17 protein-coding genes are annotated in these 15,221 nt (G+C 60.7%); 11 read left to right on the forward strand and 6 right to left on the reverse strand.

The window, feature by feature from the left end; all coding sequences use genetic code 11:
* Positions 1–117 precede the first annotated feature (117 nt).
* Positions 118–1,311, reverse strand: coding sequence for a winged helix-turn-helix domain-containing protein (locus ASD46_RS03615; protein WP_035197937.1), 1,194 nt, complete (start codon positions 1,309–1,311; stop codon positions 118–120).
* Between the two features lie 115 nt (positions 1,312–1,426).
* Between ASD46_RS03615 and ASD46_RS03620 the strand changes: the two genes are divergently transcribed.
* The 7 genes from ASD46_RS03620 to dxs all read left to right on the forward strand — a co-directional run bounded on the left by ASD46_RS03620 (position 1,427) and on the right by dxs (position 7,567).
* Complete coding sequence (locus ASD46_RS03620; RefSeq protein ID WP_013635602.1) at positions 1,427–2,107, forward strand: energy-coupling factor ABC transporter ATP-binding protein; 681 nt, start codon at positions 1,427–1,429, stop codon at positions 2,105–2,107.
* Entirely contained in the window at positions 2,104–2,709 is a 606-nt protein-coding gene (locus tag ASD46_RS03625; RefSeq protein WP_013635601.1) for an energy-coupling factor transporter transmembrane component T family protein, read from the forward strand. The genes ASD46_RS03620 and ASD46_RS03625 overlap by 4 nt, the downstream gene beginning before the upstream one ends.
* A 31-nt stretch (positions 2,710–2,740) precedes the next feature.
* The gene (locus ASD46_RS03630) at positions 2,741–3,304 is read left to right on the forward strand and encodes a biotin transporter BioY (protein WP_035197936.1); all 564 of its coding nucleotides are present in this window, start codon (positions 2,741–2,743) and stop codon (positions 3,302–3,304) included.
* 26 nt (positions 3,305–3,330) lie between these two features.
* Positions 3,331–4,266 (forward strand): histone deacetylase family protein, encoded by a 936-nt coding sequence (locus ASD46_RS03635; protein WP_003511750.1) that lies wholly within the window; start codon positions 3,331–3,333, stop codon positions 4,264–4,266.
* A 2-nt stretch (positions 4,267–4,268) separates the two neighbouring features.
* Positions 4,269–4,523: an exodeoxyribonuclease VII small subunit gene (locus ASD46_RS03640; RefSeq protein WP_003503059.1), complete on the forward strand. Its 255-nt coding sequence runs from the start codon at positions 4,269–4,271 to the stop codon at positions 4,521–4,523.
* 102 nt (positions 4,524–4,625) lie between these two features.
* A complete protein-coding gene (locus ASD46_RS03645) occupies positions 4,626–5,549 on the forward strand; it encodes a pirin family protein (protein WP_003511747.1) in 924 nt (307 codons plus the stop codon).
* A gap of 98 nt (positions 5,550–5,647) precedes the next feature.
* The gene (dxs, locus tag ASD46_RS03650; protein ID WP_060641849.1) at positions 5,648–7,567 is read left to right on the forward strand and encodes a 1-deoxy-D-xylulose-5-phosphate synthase; all 1,920 of its coding nucleotides are present in this window, start codon (positions 5,648–5,650) and stop codon (positions 7,565–7,567) included.
* A 41-nt stretch (positions 7,568–7,608) separates the two neighbouring features.
* Here the strand turns inward: dxs and ASD46_RS03655 are convergent, their stop codons facing one another.
* Positions 7,609–7,971, reverse strand: coding sequence for a nuclear transport factor 2 family protein (locus tag ASD46_RS03655; protein ID WP_035197932.1), 363 nt, complete (start codon positions 7,969–7,971; stop codon positions 7,609–7,611).
* 107 nt (positions 7,972–8,078) lie between these two features.
* On the opposite strand from ASD46_RS03655, the gene ASD46_RS03660 reads away from it, so the two are divergent.
* The gene (locus ASD46_RS03660) at positions 8,079–8,873 is read left to right on the forward strand and encodes a helix-turn-helix domain-containing protein (protein WP_025592651.1); all 795 of its coding nucleotides are present in this window, start codon (positions 8,079–8,081) and stop codon (positions 8,871–8,873) included.
* Between the two features lie 6 nt (positions 8,874–8,879).
* Positions 8,880–9,188, forward strand: a complete 309-nt coding sequence (locus ASD46_RS03665; protein ID WP_025592648.1) for a putative quinol monooxygenase — start codon at positions 8,880–8,882, stop codon at positions 9,186–9,188.
* A 52-nt stretch (positions 9,189–9,240) separates the two neighbouring features.
* On the opposite strand, the gene ASD46_RS03670 is transcribed toward ASD46_RS03665, so the two are convergent.
* Positions 9,241–9,624, reverse strand: coding sequence for an ACT domain-containing protein (locus ASD46_RS03670; RefSeq protein WP_013635593.1), 384 nt, complete (start codon positions 9,622–9,624; stop codon positions 9,241–9,243).
* Between the two features lie 126 nt (positions 9,625–9,750).
* A complete protein-coding gene (locus tag ASD46_RS03675) occupies positions 9,751–11,772 on the reverse strand; it encodes a methyl-accepting chemotaxis protein (protein ID WP_025592645.1) in 2,022 nt (673 codons plus the stop codon).
* 277 nt (positions 11,773–12,049) lie between these two features.
* On the opposite strand from ASD46_RS03675, the gene ASD46_RS03680 reads away from it, so the two are divergent.
* Both ASD46_RS03680 and ASD46_RS03685 read left to right on the forward strand, forming a co-directional pair.
* Entirely contained in the window at positions 12,050–12,802 is a 753-nt protein-coding gene (locus ASD46_RS03680) for a TlyA family RNA methyltransferase (RefSeq protein ID WP_019564205.1), read from the forward strand.
* The gene (locus tag ASD46_RS03685) at positions 12,799–14,049 is read left to right on the forward strand and encodes a class I SAM-dependent RNA methyltransferase (protein WP_025592642.1); all 1,251 of its coding nucleotides are present in this window, start codon (positions 12,799–12,801) and stop codon (positions 14,047–14,049) included. The genes ASD46_RS03680 and ASD46_RS03685 overlap by 4 nt, the downstream gene beginning before the upstream one ends.
* Here ASD46_RS03685 and ASD46_RS03690 read toward each other — a convergent pair whose 3' ends face one another.
* Positions 14,050–14,364, reverse strand: coding sequence for a hypothetical protein (locus ASD46_RS03690; protein WP_003511727.1), 315 nt, complete (start codon positions 14,362–14,364; stop codon positions 14,050–14,052).
* A 90-nt stretch (positions 14,365–14,454) separates the two neighbouring features.
* Positions 14,455–15,213, reverse strand: a complete 759-nt coding sequence (locus ASD46_RS03695) for a crotonase/enoyl-CoA hydratase family protein (protein ID WP_025592641.1) — start codon at positions 15,211–15,213, stop codon at positions 14,455–14,457.
* Positions 15,214–15,221: the final 8 nt, after the last annotated feature.

Consider the following 15,221-nt stretch of genomic DNA (forward strand, 5'->3'; position numbering starts at 1 on the left):
GCGTCATCCTCGGTCTTGTGCCGAGGATCTGCAGACGCATCCTATACATTTTTCGTTGCAGATGCTCGGGACGGGCCCGAGCATGACGGAAGAGGCAGTCGCCGGCTCAAGGCGCAATTACACATCCCGCCACCCCTCCAGATAATTCACACTCTCCACTCCCGTAAACTTCGCAAGCCGCGACAATTCCGCGTCTAGTTTCTCGAGCCTTCCCGCTGAGGCGCGCACGCCCGGTTCCAGCCACAGGCGGCGCACATCCAGCGTGCTGCGCTTGCGGTCTGCCTTCATGTCGATACGGCCGATCAGCCGGTCGCCTTCCAGAAGCGGGAAGACGTAGTAGCCATATTGCCGTTTCGGCTCGGGTACGAAGACCTCGATACGGTAATAGAAGCCAAACAGCCGCTCCGTGCGGTTGCGGTCGCGCAACAGCGGATCGAAGGGGCTCAGCACACGGACGCGGGACGACGGCTCCGGCAGGTTGGCGACATCGGCGCTGAAATCCGCAAAAGCATAGGACGGACGGGCAGCACCGCCATCGCTTGCGAGAAGCGAGACCTCACACAGTTCGTCACGGTGGCTCTTGACCCAGTCCCTCGCCTCCTGCGGGGTAACGAGATCAAAAAAGGCGGCGATTTCGCCATGGGTGGCAAAACCCAGCCGGGTGAGCGCCTGCCGGCAGGCCCAGTCTACGAATTGCGTATGCTCCACTTCGCTTTCGTGGTGCTCGCCGGGAATGACCCGCTCCGCCAGATCATAGACCTTCTGGAAATTCACGCGGCCGGATATGGCAAGCTTGCCGGTGTGCCACAGATATTCGAGTGCGGTCTTGGAAGGATGCCAGTTCCACCAGCCGCCGGACTGATGCCCCTCCTCCTTCAACTCACGCGCCAGAACAGGACCCGTGGCGGCGATGCGCTCCAGCGTCTCGGCGAAAGCCGCATCGAACCCCTCACCATGCCATTTGCGCCAGCGCTCCTGAATGATCGGCTCGCGGCGGCGGAAGCGGTGCTTCCAATAGGGGTAAAATTCGGTCGGCACGATGGAGGCATCATGCGTCCAGTGCTCGAACAGCGCGCGGTCCTTTTCCAGCAGTGCTGTCAGATGTTCGCGCCTGTAGGTCTGGTTTCGGGAGAATATTATCTGGTGATGGGCGCGCTCCACCGTGCCGATACTGTCCACCTGCACGAAACCGATATCGGTAATGAGCTGCAGCAGGCCATCCTTGGAAAGCGCCTTTCCGGGCGGAGAGCAAAGCCCCTGCCGCGCCAGAAAAATCCGCCTTGCCGCTTCGTTTGAAACCTTGATCGTCATAAAGCAGAAGGTATGACGGCTTTTTCAGGATTGCAATGTTCTTTTTTTGTTCTTTGTTTCACTTCTGTTGATGACACGATATAGAACCGGAAAGCGATAGAGGGATGCATCAATTTTGGAAATCCGTTTCGACACCGCAGGCGTCGCCTTCGAGGGCAGGCAGGCTTTACAGCCCGTGTCCCTGACATTGACTGAACGGCGTATCGGCGTGATCGGCCTCAACGGCTCGGGCAAGACCACCTTTGCGCGGCTGATCAATGGTCTGACAAAGCCGACGCGCGGCAAGGTGTCGGTGAACGGTCTCGACACCGTCAAAGATGCGAGAGCGGTATTGCAGGCAGTCGGTTTCATCTTTCAGAATCCGCAGAACCAGATCATCCTGCCGATCATACGCGACGATGTCGCCTTCGGCCTCAAGCGACTCGGCATCGGCAAGACGGAGACAGAAACACGGGTCAAGGCCGTGCTTGCCCGGCTCGGTATCGCTCATCTGGAAGAACGGCGCGCGCACGAGCTTTCCGGCGGCGAATTGCAGCTGGCGGCGCTGGCCGCCCTGCTCGTCACTGAACCGCAAATCCTCATTCTCGATGAACCGACCAATCAGCTCGACCTCAAAAACCGCGCGATCGTTGAGAAGACAATGGCTGCACTGTCGCAGGCGCTTGTCGTCATCACCCACGATCTGCCGCTGCTTTCCGGCTTCGATCGCGTACTGGTTTTTCACGAAGGCGAGCTTGTTGCAGACGCCAACCCCGAAGAGGCGGTGGCACGTTATCTGGAGGTTGCGTCGCGATGAAGTCCCTGCATGTCGAAGGCACGGGCTGGCTCTACCGCGTCTCTCCGCGCCTCAAGCTCGTGACGCTGATGGTTTTCAGCATTGCGCTGTTTCTCACCCGCGATCTGCTTTTGCTGGGATGCGCCGTCGTTGTGGCCGCCGCCATTCTGCGCGAGACGCGGCTGCAATTCCGCGAGATCGGCCTGCGGCTACGCCCGGTGATGCTGACCATTCTCCTCGTTGCCGCCTTCAGCTATCTGCTGCTTCCGGTACACGATGCGAGTGTCAATCTTTTGCGGCTGACTGCACTGGCGCTTCTCGCCACCGCCGTCACCATCACCGTCAGCATTTCGCAATTCATGGACGAAATCGCGCTTGCCGCCGCCCCGCTGGAAAGGCTGGGGCTGGTCAAGGCGGCCGATATCGGGCTCGCGGTCGGGCTCGTCGTGCGCTTCGTGCCGGAGATCGTCAATCGTTACCATGCGGTGCGCGATGCGCACCGCGCGCGCGGCCTCCCCGTTCGGCTGGCCACGATCATCGTGCCGCTCGTCATTATGACGTTGAAGGATGCGGATGCCATCGCCGACGCCATTGACGCGCGCGGTTTCAGAGGCCAAAGCTGACGGCAAAACAACCATCCGGAGTTCCCGAGCCATGACGACCCGCGACCTTGTGCTGATCTCGCTGTTTTCCGCCATCATCATCGCACTCGGACTTTTGCCGCCGATCACGCTTGGTTTCATTCCGGTGCCCATCACCGCGCAGTCGCTTGGCGTAATGCTGGCCGGTGTCGTGCTGGGGGCGAAACGCGGCACGCTCGCGGTTCTTCTGACCATCCTCATCGCCGCCATCGGCCTGCCAGTCCTTTCAGGCGGACGCGGCGGCCTTTCCATCTTCACCACTCCGACCACGGGCTTCCTGATCGGTTGGATTGCTGCCGCTTTCGTCACCGGCACGCTCTCGGAAAAACTCGTCAATCGCGGCCAGTCGGCTCTGACGCAGGGTATCGGTTTCTTCATCGCAAGCCTCGCCGGCGGCGTGGTCGTGCTTTATGCCTTCGGCATCTCCTATCTGGCGCTGGTGGTCGGGCTCGGGTTTGAAAAGGCGTTCATGGGTTCGCTCGCCTTCATTCCCGGCGATGCGTTGAAGGCCGTGCTTGCCGCCCTTGCCGGCCGCGCTGTGATGGTCGGTTATCCGCTTTTGCCGCAGCGCGCTTGATCAGCTTATTTCGGGAGGATTAGAGAATGGCGACCCGTCTTTACGAACATCCGATCTTCCTTGAACACATCACGCCGGAAGGCCATCCCGAGCGGCCGGATCGGCTGCGATCTCTGAACATTGCGCTCGAACATCCGAATTTCGAGCGGCTGGTCCGCAAGCAAGCGCCGCAGGCCAACGAGGATGCCGTGCTTCTGGCGCATCCGGAGGAGCATCTGCTGTCCGTCATGCGCCAGATTCCCGAGGAAGATGGCGAGATCAACCGCGTCGAGGCCGACACCTATGTCTCGCCGAAAAGCCTGCAAGCGGCGCTGACCGGTATTGGCGCTGCGATGGTGGCGGTAGATGACGTGTTTACGGGTGCCGCCGACAACGTCTTCGTTGCGTCCCGCCCGCCCGGCCACCATGCGGAAACCGCAAAGGCCATGGGGTTCTGTCTCTTCAACAATGCAGCAATCGCCGCCCGTCACGCCCAGAAGGTGCACGGCGCAGAGCGCGTCGCCATCATCGACTGGGACGTGCATCACGGCAACGGTACGCAGGATATCTTCTGGAACGACACGTCAGTGCTGTTCTGTTCCACCCACCAGATGCCGCTTTACCCGTGGAGCGGCGATAAAAACGAAACTGGCGTGAAGAACAATGTCGTCAACGCGCCACTTTCCCCCAATACCGGCAGCGAGTATTTTCGCGAGGCGTTCAAATCCCGCGTCCTGCCGGCGATTGCCGATTTTTCGCCCGATCTCATCATCATCTCCGCCGGTTTCGACGCGCATCACCGCGATCCGCTGGCGCAGATCAATCTGGTGGGCGAGGATTTCGACTGGGCGACGGGGCGGCTGCTGGAAATGGCAGACAAATACGCCTCGAACCGGGTCGTCAGCCTGCTTGAAGGCGGTTATGATCTGGAAGGGCTGGCGGAATCGGCGGCCATGCATATTTTGAGAATGATGAAGGGTTGAAAATGACGGAAAATGCCAACACAGCCGATGTCAGCGGTTATTCCTTCGAAAAGGCCGTCGCCGAGCTGGAAAGCATTGTTGCACGCCTGGAGCGCGGAGACGTGGCGCTGGACGAGTCTATCGCCATCTACGAGCGCGGCGAAGCCCTGAAAAAACATTGCGAGACGCTGTTGAACGCCGCCGAAAAGCGTATCGAGAAAATCCGTCTCGACCGCGCCGGAAAACCGCAGGGCGTGGAGCCGCTGGACGGCGAATAAACACGTCCTGTTGAACGGGGGCGACACAGCGTTCAACATTACGGCGCTCCCACGTCGTATCGTTCGTGGTAAGCTTGCGTGTAACGATACGAGGAGCTTCGGATGTCCTTCTTTCCCGGCAACGATCCTGTCGCGGGTGATGCTTTCGCCTGCGACGCCATCGAAAACCTCATCATTCCGCGCACCAGCGATATTGGCGGCTTCGCCGTGCGGCGGGCGCTGCCGACGCGGCAGCGGCGGCTGGTCGGCCCATTCATCTTTTTCGACCGCATGGGTCCGGCCATCCTGAAGGCGGGCGAGGCGCTGGATGTCAAGCCGCATCCGCATATCGGGCTTTCCACCGTTACCTATCTGTTTGACGGCGAAATCAAGCATCGCGACAGTCTCGGCACCGAACTGGTCATCCGGCCCGGCGACATCAACCTGATGACGGCGGGGCGCGGAATCGTGCATTCGGAGCGCACGCCGGAAAACCTGCGCGGCCATCCGCTTTCCATGTCCGGCCTGCAGACCTGGCTTGCCCTCCCCGATCATATGGAGGAAATCGCTCCGGCCTTTTCCCATACCGCCCGGGAAGACATGCCTCTGATCGATATCAAGGGCGCATCCGGCCGGGTCGTTATCGGTGATTTCGAAGGCCTCACTTCCCCCGTTTCGGCTTTTACTGACACGCTTTACGTTGACCTGACGCTGGAACCGGGTGTGAAATTCCCGTTCTCCGCCGACCATGAGGAACGGGCGATCTACATTCTTTCCGGTTCTCTGGATGTCGCAGGTGACGTTTTTGCCGCCGACCAGTTGCTCGTCTTCCGGCCCGGCGACGACATCACATTACAGAGCGGCAGCGGCGGCTGTCACATCATGATCTTCGGCGGTGCGGCACTCAACCAGCGCCGTTACATCTGGTGGAACTTCGTTTCGTCATCAAAAGAACGCATAGAGCAGGCCAAACAGGAGTGGAGAACCGGACGCTTCGATATCGTTCCCGGCGACGAAGAAGAGTTTGTCCCTTTGCCGGAGGGTTGAAATTCTATAGAAGTGAACGACATGCAGGGCTCAACTGCTGGCTTTCCATATGAAAGACGCACTGGTGCCCGCCGCTGACACGAGAAAAGGCCGAACGATTGACCGGAATGCCACAGACCCCATTGCTTGACCGGGTGAATTTTCCATCCGATCTCAAGGAGATCGACGATCGCGACCTGCCGGAACTGGCAAGGGAGTTGCGCGACGAGATGATCGACGCGGTGTCGAGCACCGGCGGGCATCTGGGTGCCGGTCTGGGCGTGGTGGAGCTAACGATTGCCATCCATAAGGTGTTCAACACGCCGGAAGACCGGTTGATCTTCGATGTCGGCCACCAATGTTATCCGCACAAGATCCTGACCGGCCGTCGCGAGCGCATCCGCACGCTGCGCCAGGAAGGCGGGCTTTCCGGTTTCACGCGTCGGGCCGAGAGCGAATATGACGATTTTGGCGCCGGCCATTCTTCCACCTCCATTTCCGCCGGTCTCGGCATGGCGGTGGCTGCGGGGCTGGATCAGAGCGACCGCAAGGTTATCGCCGTCATCGGTGATGGCTCCATGTCTGCGGGTATGGCGTTTGAGGCGCTCAACAATGCCGGTGCGCTCGACGCGCGGCTGATCGTCATCCTCAACGACAACGACATGTCGATTGCGCCGCCGACGGGCGCGATGAGCGCTTATCTCGCGCGGCTGGCCTCCGGCCGCACCTATATGGGCTTTCGCGATTTCGGCAAGAAACTCACCGCCTATCTCGGCAAGACCATCGACCGCGCCATTACCCGCGCCGTGACCCATGCGCGCGGTTACGTGACCGGTGGCACGCTGTTCGAGGAGCTTGGCTTCTATCACATCGGCCCGATCGACGGTCATTCCTTCGATCACCTGCTGCCTGTGCTGCGCAATGTGCGCGACAACCAGAAAGGCCCTGTTCTCATCCATGTGGTGACGCAGAAGGGCAAGGGTTATGCGCCAGCAGAAGCGGCAGCGGACAAATATCACGGCGTCAACAAGTTCGATGTCATTACCGGCGCGCAGGCGAAAGCCAAGCCGAATGCGCCGAGCTATACCAGCGTGTTTGCCGAAGCGCTTATCCAGGAAGCGACCCTCGACGACAAGATCATCGGCGTCACCGCCGCCATGCCTAATGGTACCGGGCTGGACAAGATGGCCGAGCTTTTCCCGGCCCGCACCTTCGATGTCGGTATTGCCGAGCAGCACGCCGTCACCTTCGCGGCGGGGCTTGCGGCGGATGGCTACAAGCCGTTCTGCGCGCTTTATTCCACCTTCCTGCAACGCGGTTACGACCAGCTGGTGCATGATGTGGCGATCCAGAGCTTGCCCGTGCGCTTCCCCATCGACCGTGCCGGTTTCGTCGGCGCAGACGGACCGACCCATGCCGGGTCTTTCGACACCACATTCCTTGCCACCCTGCCCGGCATGGTGGTTATGGCGGCGTCCGACGAGGCCGAGCTGAAACATATGGTTCGCACAGCCGCAGCCTATGATGAAGGCCCGATTTCCTTCCGTTATCCGCGCGGCGAAGGCGTGGGCGTCGAGATGCCCGCACGCGGTGAGATTTTGCAGATCGGCAAGGGCCGCATCATCAAGGAGGGCACCAAGGTCGCACTCCTTTCCTTCGGCACACGCCTTGCCGAATGCCTGGCGGCTGCCGAAGACCTCGATGCCGCCGGACTTTCGACCACGGTTGCCGATGCGCGCTTCGCCAAGCCGCTCGACCTCGACCTCATCCGCCAGCTTGCCGCTCATCATGAGGTTCTGGTGACAATCGAGGAAGGCTCTGTCGGCGGTTTCGGTGCACATGTGCTGCATTTCATGTCAAGCGCAGGCTTGGTCGACCATGGCCCGAAGGTTCGGACCCTGACGCTGCCCGACCATTGGGTGGAGCAGGCCAAGCCCGAGACCATGTATGCCAATGCCGGCCTAGACCGCGCCGGCATCGTTTCCACCGTGTTCAATGCGCTCGGCCAGCGTCAGGCCGGCGTCGGTTTCGCCGGCTGACAGCATTAACGGGACAGAAGGCGGGACGACCCGCCTCTGCCTCAGGATGCGGCGACATCGAGAAAACCGACGACATTTTCAATCTGCCCCTCGGCATTTAGGCTGACGACATCGGTTCCGCCGGCGACATCTTCTCCGTCAGGCGAAATGAGACGCCATGAAAAACGGGTGAAGTTGCCGTGGCCGTCCGGGGTGCCTGTGAGCACAAAGCGATATCCCGGAAATTTCTGCCGCGCCGCCTCGATCATCGCGGCAATCCCCTGCTGCCCCTCACCCTGCATCAAAGGATCTGTATAGCACGCCATTTCAGCCCAGCCTTGGCTGACGAGGCGCTGGCGGCGTTCATCGTTCTCCTCGTTCCAGACAGCGAGGTAGGTTTCGGCGATTGCGAGATGTTGCGTCATGATTGCGCTCCTTTTGGTTGACGGCCTGAGCATGCCGGGGGCTGTGACGCAGAACAATTACCTGCGAGGTAATCGCATTGCCGATATCTTCTGCTAGGCTGCGGGGCATGACACATCATCAAGAACATGTCGGCCAGGTGCTTAAGGAATGGCGGGCGCGCCGCAGATTGAGCCAGCTCGATCTGGCGTCCGATGCCGAGATATCGGCGCGCCATCTGAGTTTTGTGGAAAGCGGGCGATCTTCGCCCAGCCGTGAAATGCTGGCGAGGCTGGCAGAGCAGCTTTCCATGCCAGCCCGCGCCGCCAACCGGCTGATGCTGGCGGCAGGCTATGCGCCGATCCATTCCGAACGATCACTGGATGCGCCTGATATGACGGCCGTTCGTAAGGCCGTCGAAACCGTGGTGCAGGGCCACATGCCTTTCCCGGCACTTGCCGTCGACCGCCACTGGAATCTGGTTCTTGCCAATGATGCGATCAAATCGCTTCTCGCCGGCATATCCGAAGACCTGCTTCACTCGCCCCTCAATGTATTGCGGCTGAGCCTGCATCCTGATGGCTTGAGTTCACGCATCGTCAATCTTGCCGAATGGCGGCATCACCTGCTGGATCGCCTACGCCGCCAAGTCGAAGATACCGGAGACGAGACGCTTTCCCGGCTGCATGCGGAACTTTCCGCCTATCCCGCGCCTGCAGCTCCACGGCATTCCGCCGGGGCCGATCCGCTGGCGATACCGCTCGAACTACGCGATCCGTTGTCCGGGGGCGTGCTGCGCTTCATTTCGACCACCACGGTTTTCGGAACCGCCACGGATGTGACGTTGTCCGAGCTGGTGCTGGAATGTTTCTACCCGGCCGACGCCGAGACCCGCGCCGCCCTGATGAACGGTACAAAGGAGTAACTATCCATGCACACCACCTATCTCATCGGCTTCAAGGTCCGTGCCGATCAGCGCGAACGTTTTCTAGGATTGCTGAATGATCTGCTCGACGCCATGCGACACGAGGACACCTTTGTGAATGCGACCCTGCATCGCGACGGCGAGAACGAAAACCACTTCCTGCTGCACGAGACCTGGAGCGACCATCAGGACGTACTCGACGTTCAGATCCATCGTCCCTATCGGCAGGCGTGGCACGATGCCTTGCCCGAGCTTCTAGATGCCCCGCGCGACATTTCCGTATGGCACCCCGTGCGGGCCGATCATGCCGCGTGACTATCATCGTCCCACCAACGCATAGTGCATCAGTGTCGCTGCGAAATGGATATTAGATGAGCGAATGCCCTGCATTTTTCAGCAGAACGAAAGCTTTTTCCAGATCGTTCGATTTCACAAGCAGGTGGTCGCCATCGAAAGTCGAAACCACGAATATACCGATCTCATTGGTCGAGAGCGGCTCGATAACGGACAAGACGATGCCCGTTTCATCGAAGGCAAATGGCCCCTGTAGCTTTAGACAGGACCAACCCGTATCAGATCTGACATGCCCAGGTATACGATCTTCCCGGCAGACGATGGAAAGCTCATCATCAGTCCGGGTGATACTGACGAAGCCACCGCCATCGGCCCAGGCCGGAATGGCTTCAGATGCCTCAAGTCGGGCCACCCCATATGCACCATCCAGAACTTTCAACTTGATGCTAGGTGCCATCTCGAAATCACCTTTGTTGAGAAACGGCGACAGAACGCGTGGTTGAGTGCTCGCGCCGTAAATCTAGCAACAAAAAGGGGGCTTCACAGCCCCCTGATTCACGCTTGATGATCGTGACCGTCAGGCTCAGAACTCCGTCCAGTCCTGATCCTTGGCAGCCGGCGCTTCCGCTTTGCCGCCAAAGGCGCGGGCGAGGCTTTGGCCAAGGGCGCGGGCGGGTGAAGCGACCGGCCTTGCGGTTGTGGAGGCAGGCTTCACTGCGGCTTTTCTGACTGGTGCGGCGGGTGCGGACTGGTAGACAGGCTTCACCGAGGACTGGCGAGGAGCAGAATATCCGCCGGCGCCGGCAACGGCACCGCGAACGCCGCCCACCTTGAACTGGCCGAGCAGGCTATTGAGCGCTTCGGCTTCACGGGCGAGCGAATGGCTGGCAGCGGTCTGCTGCTCAACCATTGCGGCATTCTGCTGCGTGCCCTGATCCATGGTGTTCACGGCCGTGTTGATTTCCTGCAGACCAGTCGCCTGTTCGCGGGCAGCGACGACGATGGCGCTGACATGGGCGTTGATCTCCTCGACTTCCGCCACGATGAGTTCGAGCGCCTTGCCGGTCTCGTCGACGAGGTTGACGCCGTTTTCCACCTGTTGGCTGGAAGCGCCGATCAGCGTCTTGATTTCCTTTGCGGCATTGGCGGAACGCTGGGCGAGTTCACGCACTTCCTGCGCGACGACGGCAAAGCCCTTGCCCGCATCACCCGCACGGGCGGCTTCGACGCCTGCGTTCAGCGCAAGCAGGTTGGTCTGGAAAGCGATATCGTCGATGACGCCGATGATATTGCCGATTTCGCCTGATGATTTTTCGATCTCGCGCATGGCGGCAACCGCCTTGCGGACCACGACGCCGGATTTTTCCGCTCCGCTGCGGGCGCGCTGAACCAGATTGCCAGCGTCCTCAGCACCCCTTGCGCTGTCGCGCACCGTGGTGGTGACTTCTTCCAGTGCCGCGGCGGTTTCCTCGATGGAAGCGGCCTGCTGTTCGGTGCGGCGCGACAGGTCGTCGGCAGCAGAGAGCATTTCCGAAGCCCCGGCATTGATTGCAGCGGCATTCTCGCCAACTGCGCGCATGGCCTGCTGCAGCTTTTCGACAGCGCTGTTGAAGTCGATACGGATGGGGTCGATGTAGGAGGCGAACGGCGTTTCGATACGGTAGGCGAGATCGCCTTCCGCCAGAGCCGCAAGACCCTTACCAAGCTCGTCACGCGCAAGGGCGTTAGCGGCTTCGTCCTGGGCCTTCTCTTCTTCGTTGCGGCGGCGTTCGGTCTCGGTTGCGGAGCGCATGCGCTCGGTTTCGCTGGCAAGGCGGGATTTTTCCAGCCCGGCTTCCTTGAAGACGAGAACGGCCTTCGCCATTTTGCCGACTTCATCCTTGCGGTCGAGAGCCGGAACTTCCGTGGTCATATCGCCGTCGGCAAGCCTGCTCATAGCCGCCGTCATACCGACGATCGGCGTGACGATGGAGCGCGACAGCGCCCAGATGAGGGCCACGGCCAGAAGACCGGCAACCGCGCCGCCACCCAGAAGTGCGAGCTTGAGGTTGAGTGCGGCAGCGTCCTGCTGTGCGGCGTAGCTTGCCGACAAGCCGTTCAGCTGGTCCTTGATCTTGGCGGCGGAGGCGCGGAAACCGTCGAGCTGACCCTTGGCCTGATTGCGACCGATCTCGATGATTTCGGAAATCGGTGCTTCGGTCGTCTTGCGGGCGGCAAGCTGCGGTTCCGCCAGTTCCTTGAAGAACACGGTGGCGGATGCCTGCATGTCATCGATGGATTTCAGAATGTCCGGCTGGCCGGCGGCAAGCGCACGGGCTTCACCAAGCTTCTTCAGCATCAGATCGCGCTGGGCGAAAACATCGTTGTAGGTGCTGTCGCTGCGAAACAGCAGAAAGCCGCGCTGGTTGACGGCCTGTTCCAGCATTGCGGCCGTCGCACCGTCAACCGCATGCAGGATTTTGTTGGCCTTGTTGTTCTGGACCGTGACGTGCTCGCTCCCCAGCGTCTGCCAGAAGACCACCGCCGAGGCGAGCAGGCAAACGCCCATCAAGACGCAGAAGGTGACAATGAGCTTAATGTTGATGGGGAAATTTTTTAGCGACATCGCAAACTCTCTCGGCGACCTGATGCCACGGAGCAAGCGTCTGCGCTGCAACGGTCGCAATTTTGGAAATGGGAGGAGATGCCGTCATGGCAGGTTCCGACTGGCCGCACGGGCCTTGCAGACAAAGTGCAATACAAGCCTTTATATTGGATTAATCGCATATGCTGTTTAACGACCACGAAACGACCCTGCGCTGCGGCAAATGGTGCCGTTGCGAAGCCTTGCGCGCGATAAATCGCTTGCATCTGCGGGGTTTGGCGGTCATTGACACGGGACCATGTCCAAAACACCTGAAAATGAACGGCTTGACCAGCTTCTTGTTTCGCTCGGCCACTTTGCCAGCCGCTCGCGTGCGCGCGATGCGATTGCGCGCGGCACCGTGAGCGTCAACGGGAAAACGGCCACAAAGCCCAGCCAAACCGTTGCCGGAAACGTCAAGATCGCCATTACCGATCCGGCGCAGGCCTATGTTTCCCGCGCCGCCCTCAAGCTCACCGCCGCGCTCGATCACTTCGGGCTCGATCCAAAGGGCCATGAATGCCTCGACGTCGGCGCCTCCACCGGCGGCTTCACCGAGGTATTGCTTCATCGCGGCGCAAAACACGTCACCTCCATCGATGTCGGCCACGGGCAGATGCATCCACGGATCGAGAACGATCCGCGCGTGACCAATCTGGAAGGGCTGAATGCGCGCTTCCTGACAACCGACGACATTGATGACCGGTCCGTGGACTTCATCGTCTCCGACGTGTCCTTCATCTCCATAAAGCTCGCCCTTGCCCCGGCACTCGCACTTGCCGCCTCCGGCGCGCAAGCGGTTCTGCTGGTCAAGCCGCAATTCGAGGCAGGCCGTGATGCCATCAGCAAGGCCGGGCTGTTGAAAGAGCCGGAAACGGCGCCTGCCGTTGCTGCCGAACTGGAACGCTGGCTCGTTGAAGACATGGGCTGGAAGAGCCTCGGTCTCATCCCCTCGCCGATTTCCGGCGGCGATGGCAATATCGAATTTCTTCTCGGAGGCGAAAAGCCATGAGCACGCAGACCGTCAGCATCAAGAGCCTTGGCGCCCAGGGCGACGGCATTGCGCACTGTCCCGACGGCCCGGTCTATGTGCCCTTCGCCCTGCCCGGCGAAACGGTGGCGATCGCCAAGGTCAAGGATACCGGCACCATCATCTCGATTGCGGAAGCCTCCACGGATCGCCGCGAACCCGTGTGCCGCCACTTCGGCCCCGAGGGCGTTAACGGCACCTGCGGCGGCTGTTCGCTGCAGCATTTTGCCGACCAGCCCTACCACGCCTTCAAGCGGGAGCTGGTGGTCTCGGCGCTGAGATCGAAAGGCCTGACGCCGCCAGTAGACGATCTAGTCATCTGTCGCCCCGGCGAGCGCCGCCGCGCGGTGTTTGCCGCCCGCAAGACGGAAAAGGGCCTGCTGCTCGGCTTCAACCAGGCAAACAGCCATCACATCGTCGCCATCGAGGAATGTCCCGTCACCTCGCCCGGTATCGTCGCGCGGCTGGACGCCGTGCGCGCAATCGGCCTTTCCCTTGCGTCGAATGCCGAACCGTTCCGCATGACCGTTCTTGAAACGCTTTCGGGCCTCGACATTTCCGTCGACGGCATCAAATCCGTCGGCGACAAACAGCGGCGCACATTGACGGAAACGGTGCTGGCCATGCGTGGCATCGCCCGTGTCGCGCTATCAGGCGAAATCCTGATCGAACCGCAAAAGCCGATCATCGAATTCGGCGGCATTCCGGTTTCCCCACCGGCCGGCGGTTTCACGCAGGCAACCAAACAGGCCGAAGACGCCATGGCGGAACTGGTGCTTGCCCATGTTGGCAAATCCAAACGCATCGCCGATCTCTTCTGCGGTTCCGGCACGTTTGCGCTGCGGCTTGCGCGCGTCGGCCGCGTGCATGCGGTTGAGGCAGAGGACAAGCCGCTGAAAGCGCTCGATTTCGCCGCGCGCAACACGCAGGGCCTGAAACCCGTCAGCATCGAAAAGCGTGATCTTTTCCGCCGGCCGTTGATGACGAGCGAAATGAAGAATTACGATGCCGTTGTGTTCGATCCGCCGCGCGCCGGTGCGGAAGTCCAGTGCAAGGAACTTGCGCGCAGCGCGGTGAAGAAAATCGTCGCCGTCAGCTGCAATCCGCTGACGCTTGCGCGCGACCTCGCCATTCTGGTGGAGGGCGGCTATCGCGTCACGCGCGTCACGCCGGTCGACCAGTTCTTGTGGTCGCCGCATGTGGAAGCGGTGGCGACGCTCGAGAAATAATCACCAGGCGGTGTCAACAGTGCCGTTGCCGACGACGCCCGAGCAACGGCAGGCGCCGCCAACGCGGCCCTGCTCGATGGGGCAGACATAGGGCCGACGACGATTGGCGCTGTCCGGTGGAGTGATGACGCAAACGAAACGCGCGCGGCGCTGGCGATCGCGGGAATTGCCGGAGTAATAATTCGGGCTGTCGTCTTGCGTGGACTGCGCCAAAATGACGTTATTGCTCGAACCCGGCAAAGGCACGGTCGCCGCCGCCTCTGCGACAGTCGCAGCGGAGAGGAGGACGGTCAGGGCGAAAACAAAGTGACGCATGGCGGGTGGCCTTCGAAGGATGACGTTGCGTTATCTAACCCAAGCCATATTACCCGGTTCCTTAACCGCAAGGAATTCCTGCCGGAACGCTTAACGCCGCATGAATGCCTCGAAAGCGGCCCGCGCCTCGGCACTCTGCAATTGCGCGGTGAAATGGCGGGCTTCCTCATCGATGCGGGTCAGCACATCCGCCGGATTGCCGCGCACGAGATCGCGGGCGATCTTCAGCGCCTGCTGCGGCTTGGCGGCAAGCCGCGTGGCAAGCGCCAGCGTTTCGCTTTCGACATGTTCCGGCGCCACGACTTTCCAGATCATTCCGGCCTGCAAGGCCTGTTCGGCGGTAAAACCTTCGCCCATGGCCAGCAGGGCAAAGGCGCGCTGATGGCCGATAAGCTTTGGCGCAAGCAGGCTGGACGCAGCTTCCGGCACCAGCGCCAGATCCACAAACGGCGTCTTGAACAGGCTGCGGTTGGAGGCAACGGTCAGATCGCAATGCAGGTTCAGCGTCGTGCCGATGCCGATGGCCAACCCATCGACGCCCGAAACCAGCGGCTTTTCGAAGGTTGCCAGCGCCTTCAGAAGATCCAGCACCGCGAGCTTGCCCCTTGCACCAGACATGGCGAAGGCAAGAAAATCGGCCATGTCATTGCCGGCGGAAAAGCAACCTTCCGTACCCAGAAACGCGACGACACGGATATCCGGGTCTGCATTGGCGGCCTTCAGAGCCTCTGCCATGCGCAGATACATTGCATCGGTGATGGCATTTTTCTTTTCCGGCCGGTTGAAGCGGATGGTCATAACGTCAGGCGCATGACTGACCCGCTCGACTAAAATATGGTCGTCCGACATGGTTTTCT

Source organism: Rhizobium sp. Root491 (assembly GCF_001427205.1).
GTDB lineage: Bacteria > Pseudomonadota > Alphaproteobacteria > Rhizobiales > Rhizobiaceae > Agrobacterium > Agrobacterium tumefaciens.